The sequence below is a fragment of the Soonwooa purpurea genome (genome assembly GCF_053891095.1).
The window spans coordinates 156,377-172,253 of the sequence record NZ_JBSSMA010000005.1; the positions used below are offsets into that span (position 1 = coordinate 156,377).

A 15,877-nucleotide genomic window follows, 5' to 3' on the forward strand; every position below is an offset into this window, starting at 1 on the left:
TGTAAAAAAATAACAGTGGGTGAATTTTTAATAGTGTAAAAAATATTATTGGCGAAAATATTTTGAAAATACTTATTAAATTAAAAAACAGCTAGCGCGAAACAAAGTTTCGCGCTAGCTGTTTTTGTGATAACGAATACTGAATAATAAAGATTTCTATTCGACAATCATTTAATATTAGGATTAAAAATTCTAATGGCTGTAATCCTCAATTGTTTTATTAAGCGCATCAATTTGCTCGTGAAGCGACTGACTTTTTGGACTATTTTTAAGAAGTTGCATTTTTTTATTTAATCCATCTTTAAGGATTTGCGTCAACATCATTTTCGCTTGCGGATTGCTAGATATTTCGCTTTTCGCTTGCGATAGAATTTTAGTAACCGCTTTTGTTGCTTTTGTATTATCACTGGTCATAATCCAGTTGTAAGCTTCTTCTGCAACTGCGCCCAATTCGGGATCCTGAAATTTTATAAACGGATAAAAAGCCGCTTGTGATCCAATGCTTGCCATTTGTGAGGCGATTTTGTTTTTAACAATGATAGGAAGTAATTTGCTAGTCAAATCTTCGGAAGCATTAGACAAGTCAATGTTTTCCATCAAAGGAATCACTTTTTGAGAATCTATATCGGCCAAGGCTGCAATTGCATTTCCTTTAACAGCATTAGAAATAGCTGCGCTTGCTTTCTCATAGATATTTAGATATTTTTTATCTTTCGTTTTAGAAAGTGCCGAAATTGCCGCGGCTTGTGCTAATGTTTTTGGATCGTTTTGAGCAATATTTTCAACATCTTTTATAAGTAGTTTAGCTTGTTCAGGTTTTGATAAATCCAAAGCGCCTAAAGCTAAAATGCGAATTCTGTGGGAAGAATCTTTTAAAGCTGCAGCAAGAATTTTTAAAACTGAAGGATTTTTATCGATATTTTCTTTCGCAAATTCTACTGCCAAATAACGACTTTTAAATTCTTTCGCCTTGGTGTATTGAACAAAATATTGGTCAGCAGTTTTGGTGTCGGAAATCTCAGTCAATAAAACTTGATCCGCATTGACATTGACTAAGTTAGGTTGTTGCGAAAAATTGAATGTAAAACTTTGACTAGCTTTCGCATCTGCCCATACATTATAACGTTTTGGGATTCCATTTTCATAAACATCAATCGCCAACGGGAACTGAAAATAAGGCCCCGACTGTGTCTGTGTTACCGATACGTTGACTTGTTTTTTAACGGGTTCGTAAGTGTAATTGATGCTTAATTTGGGATGTCCCGATCCATAATACCATTGGTTGAAAAACCAATTGAGATCCTTTCCAGAAACTTTTTCCAAGGACAATCGCAATTGTTGTGCTTCAGCATTCCCATATTCATAAGTTTTAAGATAATCATTAAGCCCTGCAAAAAAAGCATCATCGCCAAGATAATTTCGAAGCATGTGAAGTATGCCACCACCTTTGTTATAAGTGACCGAGTCGAAAACATCTTCACGAGAATCATAATCAAAACGAACCAAGTTTTTAGAAAAATTAGCTGGATTCATTTTATAGGCTTGCAAAGATTTTATCATTTTATAATCGGCTTCGTCTTTGCCGTATTTATGTTCATTCCAAAGATATTCGGAATAGTCAGCAAAACTTTCGTTTACGGTAAGATTGCTCCAGCTTTCGGCAGTCACCAAATCGCCAAACCAGTGGTGAAATAATTCGTGCGCTATGGTATCTTCCCAACGGTTTTCATCGATAAGATCACCAGGTTTTTGTTGCGCCAATTCGCCATGCAAAGTTGCAGTGGTATTTTCCATGGCGCCAGATACATAATCTCGACCCACCATTTGGTCATATTTAGCCCACGGATATTGGTAATTTAGCTTGTTTGAAAAGAATTCAATCATTTCCGGTGTGTTGCCGAAAATCTGTTTCGCATAAGGCTCATACTCCTTTTCTACAAAATAATTGACAGGGATATTCTTCCATTGGTCTTGCACGACTGCAAAATCGCCAACGCCCATGAAGAAAAGATATGGCGAATGTTTTTTGTCCATCACCCAATAATCTGTTCGCAAGCCATTAGCTTCTTTGGTTGAGCTTTTTAGAAGTCCGTTAGAAAGTGTGACATATTTGTCGGGAACCGTCATGTAAAGTTCCTGTGTTGTTTTTTGATTGGTTTTATCAATAGTTGGGAACCAAGCCGAAGACGATTCTGTTTCGCCTTGTGTCCAGATTTGTACAGGCTTGTCCGGATCTTTTCCTTGTGCATTGATAAAATATAGACCTTTAGCATCGTTGATGGCGGCACTTCCTTTTTGTTTGACTTCATTTGGGCGCGCTGTATATTTGATGTAAACGGTATAATCTTGATTTTTTGAATAAACTTTATCAAGATTAATTTTCAGTATATCATCTTTATAATCATATTTTAAAGTTTGTTTAGAACCATTTTTATCCAAAGCAACTTCGTGGATAAGCATTGCTTTCGCATTGAGAACCAAAGAATCTGTTGGATAGAAAAAGGGCGCTGCTGTCAGCCATTCTTCACCATGAAGATGTTCTTTTTCATAATCGAAACTAACTTTTAGTTTGGTGTGTTTTAGTTCTGTCATTTTGGTGTGTGTGGCACGATAGACTTTTTCTCTACCCGAAGTTTCGGTTTGTGCAAAAGATAATTCTGGTAAAAATATCCCGATTAAACTTACTGATAAAATAAGTTTTTTCATATTTAAAATAGTACTAAAGATTAATAAATTAAGCTTACAAAAAAGTGAAGCCAAAAAACTTCACTATAGGCTTACACCGCTACAGGTGCTTTTATTCCTGGATAAGGATCGTAATTTTCTAAGGTAAAATCCTCAAAATCAAAATCAAAAATATTTTTTATTTCTGGATTTAATTTCATTGTTGGAAGTGTTTTTGGTTCGCGGGAAAGTTGTCTTTCTACTTGTTCAAAATGGTTGTTGTAAATATGAACATCGCCAAAACTATGAACGTAATCGCCAACTTCCAAATCGCAAACCTGCGCTACCATCATCAATAACAACGCATAACTCGCAATGTTAAAAGGAACACCAAGGAAAACATCAGCACTTCTTTGGTACAGTTGTAATGACAATTTTCCGTCTGCTACATAAAACTGAAACATCGCGTGACAAGGTGCTAAAGCCATATTAGGTATTTCGGCAACGTTCCATGCAGAAACGATTAGTCGGCGAGAATCTGGATTTTTTTTAATTTGATCGATTACGTCGGTTATTTGGTCAACAATTTGCCCATCGGCACCTTGCCAGCTTCGCCATTGCGCGCCATAGACAGGACCAAGGTCGCCATTTTCATTCGCCCATTCGTCCCAGATCGATACACCATTCTCATTAAGATATTTAATATTTGTGTCGCCTTTTAAAAACCACAACAATTCATAAATAATCGATTTGAGATGGAGTTTTTTGGTGGTTACAAGAGGAAAACCTTTGGATAGATCATAACGCAATTGATAACCAAACACGCTTCTAGTGCCCGTTCCGGTACGGTCGGTTTTGTCAGTTCCGTTATCTTTGATGTGTTGAAGGAGATCCAAATAGTTTTGCATGAGCGTTTTTAATTTTATTTTACTTTTTCAAGGAAGTTCAAATTTAATAAAAAAAGAAATGATAAAAGCCTGATTTAGGATACCAAATTTAATCCTAAAATTTTAGCTTCTTTAATAACAAAATCTCGGGCTTCCGTTTTGTCGTTGGCAATTTCGCCTTCTAGGATGGCCTCTTTTACTTTTTCTTTTAAAATTCCGATTTCGCGCCCCGGTTTTAGGTTGAACATATCCATAATTTCTTCCCCAGAAATTGGTGGTTGGAAGTTTCGGATATGGTCTTTTTCTTCGACTTCTTTTATTTTTTGGAACACATATTCAAAATTCTTTTTGAAACGAGTTTGCTTCGCGTAACTTTTTGTGGTGATGTCGGACTTGCACAAGATAATTAAATCCTCTAAATCTTCTCCGGCGTCAAACAAAAGGCGACGCAGCGCAGAGTCCGAGGTGTCATCCGTCACCAAGGCAATTGGTCGGGCGTGCATTCTTACCAGTTTTTCCACAAACTTTTGGTCTTGATTTAATGGTAATTTTAAGCGTTTAAAAATCGATTTTATAATTTTCGAACCCACAAATTCGTGTCCATGAAAAGTCCAACCTGTGCCTTCAACAAATTTTTTCGTAGGTGCTTTTCCGATATCGTGGAGTAGTGCCGACCAACGGAGCCAAAGTTTATCAGTATTTGGTGCAATATTATCAACGACTTCCAGTGTATGATAAAAGTTGTCTTTGTGGGTTTGTCCATCAATTTCTTCAATTCCTTTTAGTGCGGTAAGTTCTGGAAGTATGATTTGTAATAAACCAGTTTCCTCAAGAATTTTTAGCCCAATCGATGGTTTTTCGGACATCATAATCTTGTTGAATTCCACCATGATGCGTTCCATAGAAACGATGTGGATTCTTTCAACTTCTGTTTTGATGGCTTGCAAAGATTTTTCTTCAATATTAAAATTGAGTGTGGACGCAAACCGAATAGCACGCATCATTCTCAAAGGATCATCCGAATAGGTTTGTAAAGGCTCTAGCGGCGTGCGAAGAATTTTTTGTTCAATATCTTTAAGACCACCGAAAGGGTCGATCAGTTCGCCAAAATTGTCTTTGTTAAGAGAAATCGCCATAGCGTTGATGGTGAAATCGCGGCGTTTTTGATCGTCCTCCAAGCTGCCAATTTCTACAAATGGTTTGCGGCTGTCCTCGCTGTAGCTTTCTTTTCGGGCGCCTACAAATTCGAGTTCCAAATTTTTGTAACGGAACATGGCGGTCCCATAAGTTTTGAAAACGGAAACTTTAAGATTGGGATTGATCTCGTGGGCGATGCTCTCGGCAAGTTTTATCCCAGAGGATTCTGTAACAAAATCTATGTCTGTGGGAGCTTTCCGTTTCATTATTAAATCCCGAACATAGCCTCCCACGATATAAACAGATTGTTGGTTGCGATGGGCAACTTCTGAAATGATTTTGAAAAGTTTGAGGTTTTGGTTCTGATTTAGATTAATGATCATAAGACTTTCAGCAAATAATTGGTTGCAAAGATAAGGCTTTCGAAATTTTTTCTGAATGTTATTGTCTTAAATGATAAATGTCAAGTTGTCTTGTTTTTTTGTTAAAGATTTTAACAATGTTGTCAAATCGTGTAAGTGTATGACAATCATTGTTATAATATATGGCATATTTTTGAATTTGGTATGAATATGGAGAATTTTACCCCGAATAAAAGCTATACGTAGAATTAAATGAGTTAGTAAAAAGTATAGTAGTTTTTTTTCATAGTTTATTTTTTCTTCAGGCGGCACCGTATGTGCCGCCTGAAGTTTTTCTAGTCAATGTTTATTCTCTCAAAACTTTTATTTGTCCATCTTTCCAAACTTTAATTACCGAAGAACCGCTGTATTTCGAAATTTTCTCACGATTTTCTTCCACAGCATAATCTACGGCATCAACGATTTCTTTAGAGATGTCAGCAAATTGCAGCGGACTTTTGTCACCACTAAGGTTAGCAGAAGTCGATACGATGGGTTTGTTAAGTTTTGAAATTAATTTTTTACAAAATTCGTCTTTTACTAATCTTATTCCAATGGAGCCATCATCTGCCAAAGCTTCTTTGGGAAGACCTTTTGCGGATTCGTAAACAATGGTTACAGGTTTTTCTGATAGGTCGATAATCTCCCAAGCCATCTCTGGAACGTCCACCAAATCTTGCAAACGTTTTTCGTTTTCTACCAATATAATCATGGATTTGTGGGTATCACGATGTTTGATATCGAATACTTTTTTTATAGCTTCTGGATTGGTAGCGTCACAGCCAAGTCCCCAAATCGTATCGGTCGGGTAAAGAATGTTGCCGCCATTTTTTAATATATCTACTGCTTTTTCTAGGCTCATGATTGAAAATCTGTTAATATAAGGTGTTAAGATGATTTAAACTTGTAAAGCTTTGATTTTTAAATTTTTAAGTTTTAATTCTTGTTGGTGTCTTAATTTTTGACGCTTCAAATTTAATTATAAATGAACGGAAGTTTACCATTTATTCAGATGTTAAAACTAATTTAACATAATATCTATTTTCTTAAAGTTTTTTTTAAGTTTAATTAAAAAAATCAATACGATTTCTGCTCCTATACTTTGTTTCCTTTGTCAACGAAGAAAAAAAGTAAGAAAGTAAAAATGAAAATTAACAAACTAAGCATCGGTGTTTTATTCCTATTTGGAGCAACAACAACGATACTAGCACAACAAAACAACGACACGATAAAGTCTACGAAAGCTATCGAAGGTGTCATCATCCAAGGAAGTAACAAAAAAGGTAAAGAATCTAACCTCATCAATCTGCAAAGAAAATCTGCTGAAGTTATTGAGAATGTAGGGTCTGAACAGTTGAAAAAACAAGGCGTAGGCGATGTTGCTACCGCAGTTACCAAAGCGACAAGTACTGTAAAACAAGAAGGCAGCAACACGATTGCTGTAAGAGGTTTGATCGATCGTTACAATACGACAACACTTAATAACCTTCCGATTCCTTCCGACGATCCAGAGAATAAAAATATCGATTTAGGTCTTTTAAAAACAGATATTATTGACCTTATTGCTTTAGAAAAAGTCTATAACCCAAGAATGATTGGCGACTTTGGCGGGGCTAATATTAATATTGTTTCAAAAGAACATACAGGAAAAGCTTATGTAGGATTTAATCTTGGAAGCGGTTACAACGCACAGAATGCTAAGGCAGATAATTTTTACACGCAAGAAGGTTTTAATTATTTCGGAACCAAATTACCAAAAATCCCTGCGAATGCTTTAACTACTTATAATTTCAAATCGAGTTGGAATTTTAAAGATGCTTTTGGTCCATCCATGCTGATGCCGCTTAATACCAATATGAGTTTGGATGGCGGGAAATCCTTCAAAATTGGATCAGGAAGACTTAACCTTTATGCCTATGCAGGATTTGATAATGATTTCAGTTATTTAACAGGGAAGCAAGGTAGTTATGCTTCAGAGATTTTTTATCAAGATTATAATAAAGTTCAAAAATTCAATTACGGAACCAACACCACAGGATTGCTGAATTTGTACTACAGAATCAACGCCAACCATCAATTGAAATGGATTACCTATTACACCCATTCAACTTTACAAGAAGCCAAGATCTACGAAGGTTTTTCCAGAGATATTGCGGAAAACGGCGGCGCGTACGTAAGACGTGGCGAAAACAAAATTACAAATGTCTTGGTCAATCAGTTGGGTGGAGATCACAAGTTAACGGACAAATGGAGTCTTAACTGGATTGCGGGTTACAATTATCTTAACAGCCAACGCCCTGACAGAATTACCAACACATTGGTGCAAAATCCGGAAACAGGCATGTATTCTGTAACTAGAGAATCTGGCCTTAACAACCGATACTTCGATGATTTGGATGATAAAGAAATATCAGGGAATTTAACTTTGTCTTATAAATTAAATGATGATTTTAAAATCTCCGCAGGTTACCAAGGACGTTACAAAAAAAGGACGTTCTTCTCAAAACAAGTGGACTTCAAATGGAATAATGAAGTAGCTGGCTTTACTGCAGAAGTTGAAGATCCTAACAATTTGGATCAAATATTCAATGCTTATAATTATTCTAAAAATTATTTCAGAATCACAAGTAACTTTGGAGATGCAGGCGTTTTGAAACCTGTATTGTATAACGGAAAGCAAAACATTACGTCAGGATTTGCCAATTTGGATTACAAACTTTCTGATAAATTAATGATGCAATTCGGGCTAAGATTGGACAATATCTACCAATATATCGAGTGGCAAGTACAATATGCAACGCCGACCAACAATGGCGAATATACTTATAACAAAATTTTACCAGCTTTAAATCTTAAATACAGCCTTACCGATAGACAAAACTTGAGATTAGCAGTTTCCAGAACTTATACATTACCGCAACTGAAAGAGATGGCGCCGTATATGTACAATGATATTACAGAAACATCCATCGGAAACCCATATCTAAAAGCTTCGGATAACAACAACATCGATTTGAAATGGGAATATTTTCCAAAATCTGGAGAAGTATTGTCTATAACAGGTTTCGGAAAATACATCCAGAATCCTATTTCGAAAACTTATATCAACAGTTCAGACCCATTTTTCTCTTATCTTAATGCTGGCGATTGGGCGTATGTCTTTGGGGTGGAAGCAGAGATTAGAAAAGATATTGTAAACTTTGGAAAATCAAAACTATACACTTTCCTTAACGCCAGTTACATGAGTTCTAAAGCTGAGCTTAACAACGATAAAGTTCTGAAAGAAACACAAGGTCTATACTCAGTAAACTTCGATGTTAAAGAAGACAAATTACAAGGTGCTGCAGATTTTGTCGCCAATGCCAACCTTGGGTACAATCACAAATTCTATACAGGGAGTGATATGGATCTTACCTTAGCCTATTCTTATGTTGGCAATTACGTATATTCTATCAGTACGCAGACTATCGGTAACATCATCCAAAAGCCAATACATAGTTTGGATTTTATTGCCAAATTCAATTTCAAAAACAATGTAACTGTGGGATTAGCAGCCAAAAATCTGATTAATCCGGAGATTCGTAGAGTTCAGGAAAATAAAATCAATTCAGAAACATATAATTTCCAAAAAGGCAGAATTTTCAGTCTAAGTCTAGGATATAAATTTTAATTAAATCTAATAAATCAATAAAATGAAAAAATTGTTCTCAAGTGCATTGGTACTTTGCACATTAAGTTTAACAACTGTAGGTGTTTTTAACTCATGTTCGTCGAACGAGGATACAACGATTACGCCTAATCCTGGTAACCTTACTATTGACCCAAATAACTTTACCGTAACATTAAATTCTGGTGACAAATTGGTTCTGGATGCGAAAACAGTTTATCACATGAAAGGTAAAGTTATCGTAAATGCTGGTGCAGAATTGGTAATTCCTGCAGGTACGAGAATCCTTTGTTCTGGTGGGACAGACACTTATCTTGCAGTAGCACAAGGTGGAAAATTATTCTCTAATGGTACAGTGGCTAATCCAGTAGTGTTCACTTCTGGTAATGCATCGCCAGCAAAAGCAGATTGGGGCGGTATCGTATTGGCTGGTAAAGCACCAATTAATGCTGGTGCAAGTGCAACTTCGGAAGTGGCCAACCTTACCTATGGTGGTACAGTTGCTGATGATAGCAATGGCGCTATTACTTATACACAAATCAGATGGGCAGGTGCACGATTCAATGCTTCTAAAGAATATAACGGATTATCACTTTTCGGTGTGGGTAGCGGAACAAAAATCGATGGCGTTGCAGTATTAGATGGTGCAGATGATGGTATCGAATTTTTTGGAGGTACTGTTAACGTTAGCAATATCATTTCAATTAATAACGATGACGATGCTTTTGACTGGACAGAAGGTTGGACAGGGACGGCAACCAATGTTTATGCTAAAAGAAACTCTGCAACAGTAGGTAACAGAGGTATAGAAGCGGATAACAATTCTAACAACAACAGCGCGAATCCAATGTCGAATCCAACGATTAAAAATGCAACCTTCATTGGCTATACAACAACAGATAATGAGGGGGCAGGGACCAATCTTTTCAGAGTAGGGACCAACGCAACGCTTGATAATATCGTGTTCTCGGGTTGGGCAACAGCCATTACGATTCAGCATGATGTAACCATTGCTAATCTTGTTGGTAAAAACAAATTCACGAACATTAGATTTGACAATGTCGGTGAAAAAGCAGTGAGCATTGCTTCTGCATCAGGATCTACAGCGCAACCAGTAGCGGCCGGCACTTATACAGAAAATACTTCTGCAACGGGTGCAGGTAGTGTTTTAGAATTGCCAACTTGGGCTAAAACGTGGAGTGGATTGTAAGCTTTTTTTCTTCATATTACTTTTAAAAAAGATCCCGAATCGATTTATCGATTCGGGATTTGTTTTTTGAGATGATAAGAAGCCCTTGGTTTTTAGTTAACAAATTAATGTATTAAAAACATCAAGCTAATATTCAAAAAACACCTTGATGTTTTGGATAAATTATCAAGGTGTTTTTGGTAAAATGTTTAGACCTTTTGCAACCGCCTTTCAGAAGGGCTTTTGCCATGCTCTTGTTTTAAGCTGTTATTTCAAGATTTTTTACAAGTCTTACAAGCTTAATTTCTATAAAGTTGGCTTATGCCTCAAAAGCTTTTTCTAAGTCAGCTATTAGATCTTCGATATCTTCGATGCCAGCACTTAGGCGGATAAGGTCATCGGTAATGCCCAGTTCGGCACGTTTTTCCGCAGGGATAGATGCATGTGTCATCATCGCTGGATGATTGGCCAAAGATTCTACACCACCCAAAGATTCTGCTAGAGTGAAGACTTTTAAGTTTTCTAAAAACTTAACCGCTTCTTCTTTTTTTCCTGATTTAAAAGTGAAAGACACCATACCTCCAAATTCACCCATTTGCTTTTTCGCCAACTCAAATTGTGGATGACTTGTCAAGCCTGGGTAAAATACTTGGTCAACAGCAGGATGATTTGCTAAATATTCTGCTACTTTTTGTCCATTTTCGCTGTGACGTTGCATTCTTAGAGATAATGTTTTAATTCCTCTTAAAACTAAATAGGAGTCATGTGGTCCCAAAATTCCACCACTGGCAAATTGGATGAAGTGTAGTTGCTCGCCCAACTCTGGCGTTTTCGCAATTAATGCACCTGCCACAACATCAGAATGTCCACCCAGATATTTGGTGGCGGAGTGCATCACGATGTCTGCGCCCAAGTCCAAAGGTCTTTGGATATAAGGTGTTGCAAAGGTATTGTCAACCGCTACTAAAATATTTTTTCCTTTTACCAAATCGGTTACCGCTTTTATGTCAACCAATTTCATCAATGGATTGGTAGGCGTTTCTAACCAAATTAATTTTGTTTTGTCGGTGATGTATTGTTCGATATTGTTAACATCGTCAAAATTTACAAAAGTGAATTTTATTTGATATTTATCAAACAATCTCGTGAACATTCTGTAGGTTCCGCCGTACAAATCGTCAACAGCAATCACCTCGTCACCAGGGCTTAATAATTTTAAGACACAGTCAATCGCGGCTAATCCAGAACCGAATGCCAAACCTCTTGCGCCATTTTCGATACTTGCCAAGGCATCTTCCAGAGCTTGTCTTGTCGGGTTGGCACCTCGAGAATATTCGTAGCCCGCACGCAATTGTCCTGGACTTTTTTGTGCAAATGTTGAGGTTAAAAATACAGGCACATTTACCGATCCTGTGTGTGGTTCGTATTGTTGACCACCATGTATAACTTTTGTATTGAATTTCATTTTTAAATAAATTAAAGAGCAAAGATAATCATATTTATAAAGTTGTTTGTTTTTGTTAAATTTTAATATTTTATATAAAAAACCTTTTATTTATCAATGATAAAACGATGTATTTGCGAATTATATTAATAAATCAAAATAATAGTTATGAAAAGAACTTTACTGACATTGGCTCTTTTGTGCGCCACATTTGGATTCTCTCAACTTAATGACGGAAAGATCCCAAATCAGCTGCCAGAAGGCTATGTTGTAAAAACAGTACAAGAGCCTGTTTTTCTTAAAAATCTACCAACAACCAATTGGATCGACTATGCCGACACAAGTTGGTATAACGCTGCCCAAACAGATTTCGAAATAGCAACAGCTGCAGAACTAGCTGCTTTGGCAAAGCTTGTATTTGACGGTAATAATTTCCTAGGAAAGAATATTACACTAACACAAGATGTTGACTTATCGACACATCTTTGGTCACCTATTGGTTATAACAATCAAAAAGCATTTTCTGGAAATTTTGATGGTACTGGCAAAACAGTGAAAAATGTACAAGTCAATCGTCCCGATAACGGAAATTTTGTTGGGCTATTCGGACAGTTTTTTAAAGCCAAGCTTAAAAATTTAAACTTAGATGGTGCCAAAATTTTTGGAAAAGATACTGTTGGTGCTATGATTGGGAATATCTCGACAGACAGTTATGTAGAAAATTGTCATGCGAAAAATGTAGAAATAGTTGCAACTGGTGGCAATGTTGGTGGCTTTTCGGGAAGTATTTTAACCAATTCTGAAGTTAAAAACTGTTCTTCAAGCGGAAGTGTTTCGGGTGTTAGCCAGATTGGCGGATTTACAGGATCATCTTGGGATAAAACGAAAATTTCTAATTCGTATAGCGAAGGAAGTGTAGAAGGCGAATATATAGTGGGCGGTTTCAATGGTTTTATAACGTTCGCATTTGGACCAAACAGAAACAATGAAATGATTAACTGCTACAGCCGTGCAAATGTGGTAGCAACATCCTTTTTGGCTGGCGGATTCTTAGGATATACGCAACAAAATGCGATTTTCAAAAATGTATATTCTACGGGAACAGTTGAGGCTCCGCAAGAATTTGGTGGATTCCTAGGCGCCGTGGGGAACACAACAGTTACAAATGCTTTTTTTGATTCTACTATCGCACCAATAGATGGCGTAGGCAAGTTTGATTTTGATGTGTTAGAGCTGGATATTACAGGCAAATCTACTGCTGATATGAAAACTTCGGATTTCAAAAATCTATTGAACGAAGCTGATCCAGAAGGCGTTTGGTCGATAGATGCTAGCATTAATGATGGTTATCCATATCTTAATACTATTAATATGTTGGCTGTTAATAATAATGTTAAATCAATTTCGGATATTCGTATTTATCCAAGTATGGTTGAGGCAGAACTTAATATTTCGACGGATGCTAAACTTCTTTATTTGGAAATTATTGATATGTCAGGCAAAACCCTGAAATCCAGTTCCGGAAAAGAGATTCAAAAAACAATGAATGTTTCGTCTTTACAGAAAGGCGTTTATATGATTAATATTAAAACCGATAAAGATTCTAAAACGCTTAAGTTTATTAAAAAATAAATGTGCAAATATTAATATAAAAGTTCGGCGACAAATATATTTGTCGCCGAACTTATTATTACATCTTAATAGCAGACTTCACTGCAAATTCTTCTGCAACTTCGCCGAGCCATTCGGCAACATCATCTTCGCCCGTTGCGCGTTGATAGGTGTGGCCTAGCGAAACAAGTATCTGGTGGAAAAATTGTTTCATGTGATCCACTTGCATATCTTTTGTCCAAAGGTCAATACGAAGTGCTTCTTTAGCATTGTCGTCCCAAACCGAAATCATGGTTGCTTTTGTCTCTTGTGCGTTAACGCCGCCATCTTCGGCATTCCAAGTCATTTTTTCAGGAACATGATTTTCGTCTAGTTCGACATTTATCGTTATTTGGGTCTTTCTCATTGTATATAATTATTTAATTTCTTTAGGTTTATAGCCAGAAGCGTTGAATATTTCGGTGGCATTTTTTTTCAAAAACTCAGGGATTTTTACATTTGGATTTTTAGCTAAATAGTCGCGGCAAATTTGCCAGCCAATCCACACACCAACTTGTGGCGAACTCTCGTTGTCAATTTCGGTATAGAATTTTGAAAACGGCCCAGGCTGTATAAATCGAGAAGCCAACTCTGGATCAGAATTAAAAAGATAATCGTTCTCTACAAAGTAATTCCAAATGTTAAACTCGTTAGCGATATTCCATTCTTCCTGCTCTTTGGTATAATTCATTTTTAAAAAATCGGGCGTGTAGGGTAGAAAAATATCTTGCAAAATCTGGATTTTCCCATTGTACACCAACTCGTCTATGAATTTCTGCTCCGTAGGGCGTCGTTGCACCATTTGTTCTGCAAAAGATAAAGATACTTTCGGGACAATATTACTAGGATTCATGGATTTCTGAATGTAAAAATCAATTCCACTGTAGGCTTTATTTTTATCACTCATAAAAGCAGAAATGTCGATGAATAGGAAGTTTTCTTCGGGTTTATAAAAAATAGGATTCAGAATGCTATCGTAATAAACCGCGGTTGAATAAAGAAAAACTTTTGGCGCTTTGAAGCTTGGAAAATAAGTTTTGATGTGCGAAAATAGATTGGCTAAATCTTTATTAAGCTTGTTAACATCAATTTTGGAAATCGCTTCTTTGTAGATGGCAACTTCATGTTCATCCTTTCTTCTTTCCGCAAAATCCTTATCAGCCACACTACCTTGGAACCAAGGATATTCTTTTTTGAAATCTTCCAAAGGATAGTTTTCGTCATAGAATTTTCCAGAAATGTCAACCATGTCAACCTTCGCGATAGGATTTTTAACCTCAACTTCCCACTGCGGTTTTTCAGTTTCTTTTTTACAAGAATTGGTCATTATAACCAATGCCAAAACCGACAGACTTGCTATTATTTTTTTCATGCAAACATTCATTTATAAATTTCTTTTAAAAATTAAAGCTTCTCCCAAGTCTGCTCGGAAAATTATCTTTAATTTTACCTTAGAAATTCAAACTACAAAAATAAGAATTTTAATGATGCTCAAAGCCTTCGAAACCGAAAGATTATTACTAAGACCTTTAGAAGAATCTGATGCTGCCCGACTGTTTCTGTTGGATAGCAATCCCGAAGTCATGAAATATATTGGCGTGGATATTTTGTCCAAAGAAGAAGAATCTCTGGAAGTTATCCGAATGATCAGAAAACAATATGATGATTTCGGAGTTGGGCGCTACGCGGTTGTTGAGAAAAATACAGGACTTCTTATCGGTTGGTCTGGTCTTAAATTTAATAATAACAGCGTTAATGAGCATCAAGATTTTTATGAGTTGGGTTATCGTTTTCTACCAGAATATTGGGGAAAAGGCTATGCTACCGAATCTGCCCTTGCTTTTATAAAAGCTTTTTTTACAGTTTTAAAGAAAGGAAATCTCTACGCTTATGCCCATTCGGAAAATGAGGCTTCCAAGCATGTTCTTCGCAAACTTGGTTTTAATGAAAAAGGGACATTCGAAGAGCCAGACGGAGAATGCTTTTGGTACGAGATGACGCCTGCGGATTTCAAAATTCAATATTTTAAATAAATTTAAATTCATGCAATCAGAAAAAATAATAGATTACATTGTTAACTGGCTAAAAGATTATGCCCAAAAATCTGGAATGAAAGGTTTTGTTATCGGTATTTCTGGCGGAATAGATTCTGCCGTTGTATCGAAATTAGCCGCGAAAACCGGAATGAAAACTTTGCTCTTGGAAATGCCAATTCACCAAAAAGAAGATGAGGTCAATCGTGCGCAAGATCACATCCAGAATTTGACATCTCAATTCTCGAATGTTGAAGCTTTTCGTGTGGATTTGACGCCGACTTTTGATGTTTTTCACAATACAGTTGATGTTGCTGATGCCGATTTTCCTGCTGAGCAATTGGCTTTAGCTAATTCGCGCGCGCGTCTTAGAATGCTGACTTTGTATTATTATGGACAAATTCATGGACTTTTGGTAACGGGAACAGGAAATAAAGTTGAGGATTTTGGCGTTGGATTTTTTACAAAATATGGCGACGGCGGCGTTGACATTTCGCCGATTGCAGATTTGTACAAAACCCAAGTTTATGAATTGGCAAAACATCTGGACATTATCGAAAGTATCCAAAAAGCCGTTCCTACAGATGGACTTTGGGAAGTTGAAAGAACAGATGAACAGCAGATTGGTGCAACATATCCAGAACTAGAATGGGCGATGGAGCAGGATCAAAATTTAAAACCCGAAGATTTTGAAGGGCGTCAACGTGAAGTATTTGCCATTTACCAAAGAATGCATCGTGCAACTTTACATAAAATAAATCCAATTCCGGTTTGCGATATTCCAGAGGATTTAAAATCTTAATTT

General features: G+C 36.6%; 12 protein-coding genes. 5 read left to right on the top strand and 7 right to left on the bottom strand.

The genetic code is table 11. The features are described 5' to 3' along the window. Positions 1-192: 192 nt before the first annotated feature. The 4 genes from ACVFVN_RS06605 to ACVFVN_RS06620 form a co-directional block, all read right to left on the bottom strand. The gene (locus tag ACVFVN_RS06605) at positions 193-2,706 is read right to left on the bottom strand and encodes a M1 family metallopeptidase (RefSeq protein WP_456234692.1); all 2,514 of its coding nucleotides are present in this window, start codon (positions 2,704-2,706) and stop codon (positions 193-195) included. 71 nt (positions 2,707-2,777) lie between these two features. After that, complete coding sequence (locus ACVFVN_RS06610) at positions 2,778-3,572, bottom strand: thymidylate synthase (RefSeq protein ID WP_456234693.1); 795 nt, start codon at positions 3,570-3,572, stop codon at positions 2,778-2,780. A gap of 74 nt (positions 3,573-3,646) precedes the next feature. Beyond that, a complete protein-coding gene (locus tag ACVFVN_RS06615) occupies positions 3,647-5,071 on the bottom strand; it encodes a CCA tRNA nucleotidyltransferase (protein ID WP_456234694.1) in 1,425 nt (474 codons plus the stop codon). Between the two features lie 325 nt (positions 5,072-5,396). After that, on the bottom strand, positions 5,397-5,951 hold the full coding sequence (locus tag ACVFVN_RS06620) for an L-threonylcarbamoyladenylate synthase (protein WP_456234695.1): 555 nt from the start codon (positions 5,949-5,951) through the stop codon (positions 5,397-5,399). Between the two features lie 282 nt (positions 5,952-6,233). On the opposite strand from ACVFVN_RS06620, the gene ACVFVN_RS06625 reads away from it, so the two are divergent. Together ACVFVN_RS06625 and ACVFVN_RS06630 are read left to right on the top strand one after the other, a co-directional pair. Continuing rightward, on the top strand, positions 6,234-8,759 hold the full coding sequence (locus tag ACVFVN_RS06625) for a TonB-dependent receptor domain-containing protein (protein WP_456234696.1): 2,526 nt from the start codon (positions 6,234-6,236) through the stop codon (positions 8,757-8,759). Between the two features lie 22 nt (positions 8,760-8,781). After that, complete coding sequence (locus ACVFVN_RS06630) at positions 8,782-9,966, top strand: hypothetical protein (protein ID WP_456234697.1); 1,185 nt, start codon at positions 8,782-8,784, stop codon at positions 9,964-9,966. Positions 9,967-10,264: 298 nt separating this feature from the next. Here the strand turns inward: ACVFVN_RS06630 and ACVFVN_RS06635 are convergent, their stop codons facing one another. Continuing rightward, on the bottom strand, positions 10,265-11,410 hold the full coding sequence (locus ACVFVN_RS06635; protein ID WP_456234698.1) for a cystathionine gamma-synthase: 1,146 nt from the start codon (positions 11,408-11,410) through the stop codon (positions 10,265-10,267). Between the two features lie 147 nt (positions 11,411-11,557). On the opposite strand from ACVFVN_RS06635, the gene ACVFVN_RS06640 reads away from it, so the two are divergent. After that, entirely contained in the window at positions 11,558-13,021 is a 1,464-nt protein-coding gene (locus ACVFVN_RS06640) for a T9SS type A sorting domain-containing protein (RefSeq protein WP_456234699.1), read from the top strand. A 58-nt stretch (positions 13,022-13,079) separates the two neighbouring features. On the opposite strand, the gene gldC is transcribed toward ACVFVN_RS06640, so the two are convergent. Continuing rightward, the gene (gene gldC / locus ACVFVN_RS06645) at positions 13,080-13,406 is read right to left on the bottom strand and encodes a gliding motility protein GldC (RefSeq protein WP_079668241.1); all 327 of its coding nucleotides are present in this window, start codon (positions 13,404-13,406) and stop codon (positions 13,080-13,082) included. Between the two features lie 9 nt (positions 13,407-13,415). Continuing rightward, positions 13,416-14,411 (bottom strand): gliding motility lipoprotein GldB, encoded by a 996-nt coding sequence (gldB, locus tag ACVFVN_RS06650; protein WP_456234700.1) that lies wholly within the window; start codon positions 14,409-14,411, stop codon positions 13,416-13,418. 112 nt (positions 14,412-14,523) lie between these two features. Between gldB and ACVFVN_RS06655 the strand changes: the two genes are divergently transcribed. Both ACVFVN_RS06655 and nadE read left to right on the top strand, forming a co-directional pair. Beyond that, entirely contained in the window at positions 14,524-15,072 is a 549-nt protein-coding gene (locus ACVFVN_RS06655; RefSeq protein ID WP_456234701.1) for a GNAT family N-acetyltransferase, read from the top strand. A gap of 10 nt (positions 15,073-15,082) precedes the next feature. After that, complete coding sequence (nadE, locus tag ACVFVN_RS06660) at positions 15,083-15,874, top strand: NAD(+) synthase (protein ID WP_456234702.1); 792 nt, start codon at positions 15,083-15,085, stop codon at positions 15,872-15,874. Positions 15,875-15,877 lie beyond the last annotated feature (3 nt).

Coding starts and splice junctions, on each gene's coding strand:
- ACVFVN_RS06605 (WP_456234692.1), bottom strand. CDS start 2,706: ATGAAAAAACTTATTTTATCAGTAAGTTTAATCGGGATATTTTTACCA.
- ACVFVN_RS06610 (WP_456234693.1), bottom strand. CDS start 3,572: ATGCAAAACTATTTGGATCTCCTTCAACACATCAAAGATAACGGAACT.
- ACVFVN_RS06615 (WP_456234694.1), bottom strand. CDS start 5,071: ATGATCATTAATCTAAATCAGAACCAAAACCTCAAACTTTTCAAAATC.
- ACVFVN_RS06620 (WP_456234695.1), bottom strand. CDS start 5,951: ATGAGCCTAGAAAAAGCAGTAGATATATTAAAAAATGGCGGCAACATT.
- ACVFVN_RS06625 (WP_456234696.1), top strand. CDS start 6,234: ATGAAAATTAACAAACTAAGCATCGGTGTTTTATTCCTATTTGGAGCA.
- ACVFVN_RS06630 (WP_456234697.1), top strand. CDS start 8,782: ATGAAAAAATTGTTCTCAAGTGCATTGGTACTTTGCACATTAAGTTTA.
- ACVFVN_RS06635 (WP_456234698.1), bottom strand. CDS start 11,410: ATGAAATTCAATACAAAAGTTATACATGGTGGTCAACAATACGAACCA.
- ACVFVN_RS06640 (WP_456234699.1), top strand. CDS start 11,558: ATGAAAAGAACTTTACTGACATTGGCTCTTTTGTGCGCCACATTTGGA.
- gldC (WP_079668241.1), bottom strand. CDS start 13,406: ATGAGAAAGACCCAAATAACGATAAATGTCGAACTAGACGAAAATCAT.
- gldB (WP_456234700.1), bottom strand. CDS start 14,411: ATGAAAAAAATAATAGCAAGTCTGTCGGTTTTGGCATTGGTTATAATG.
- ACVFVN_RS06655 (WP_456234701.1), top strand. CDS start 14,524: ATGATGCTCAAAGCCTTCGAAACCGAAAGATTATTACTAAGACCTTTA.
- nadE (WP_456234702.1), top strand. CDS start 15,083: ATGCAATCAGAAAAAATAATAGATTACATTGTTAACTGGCTAAAAGAT.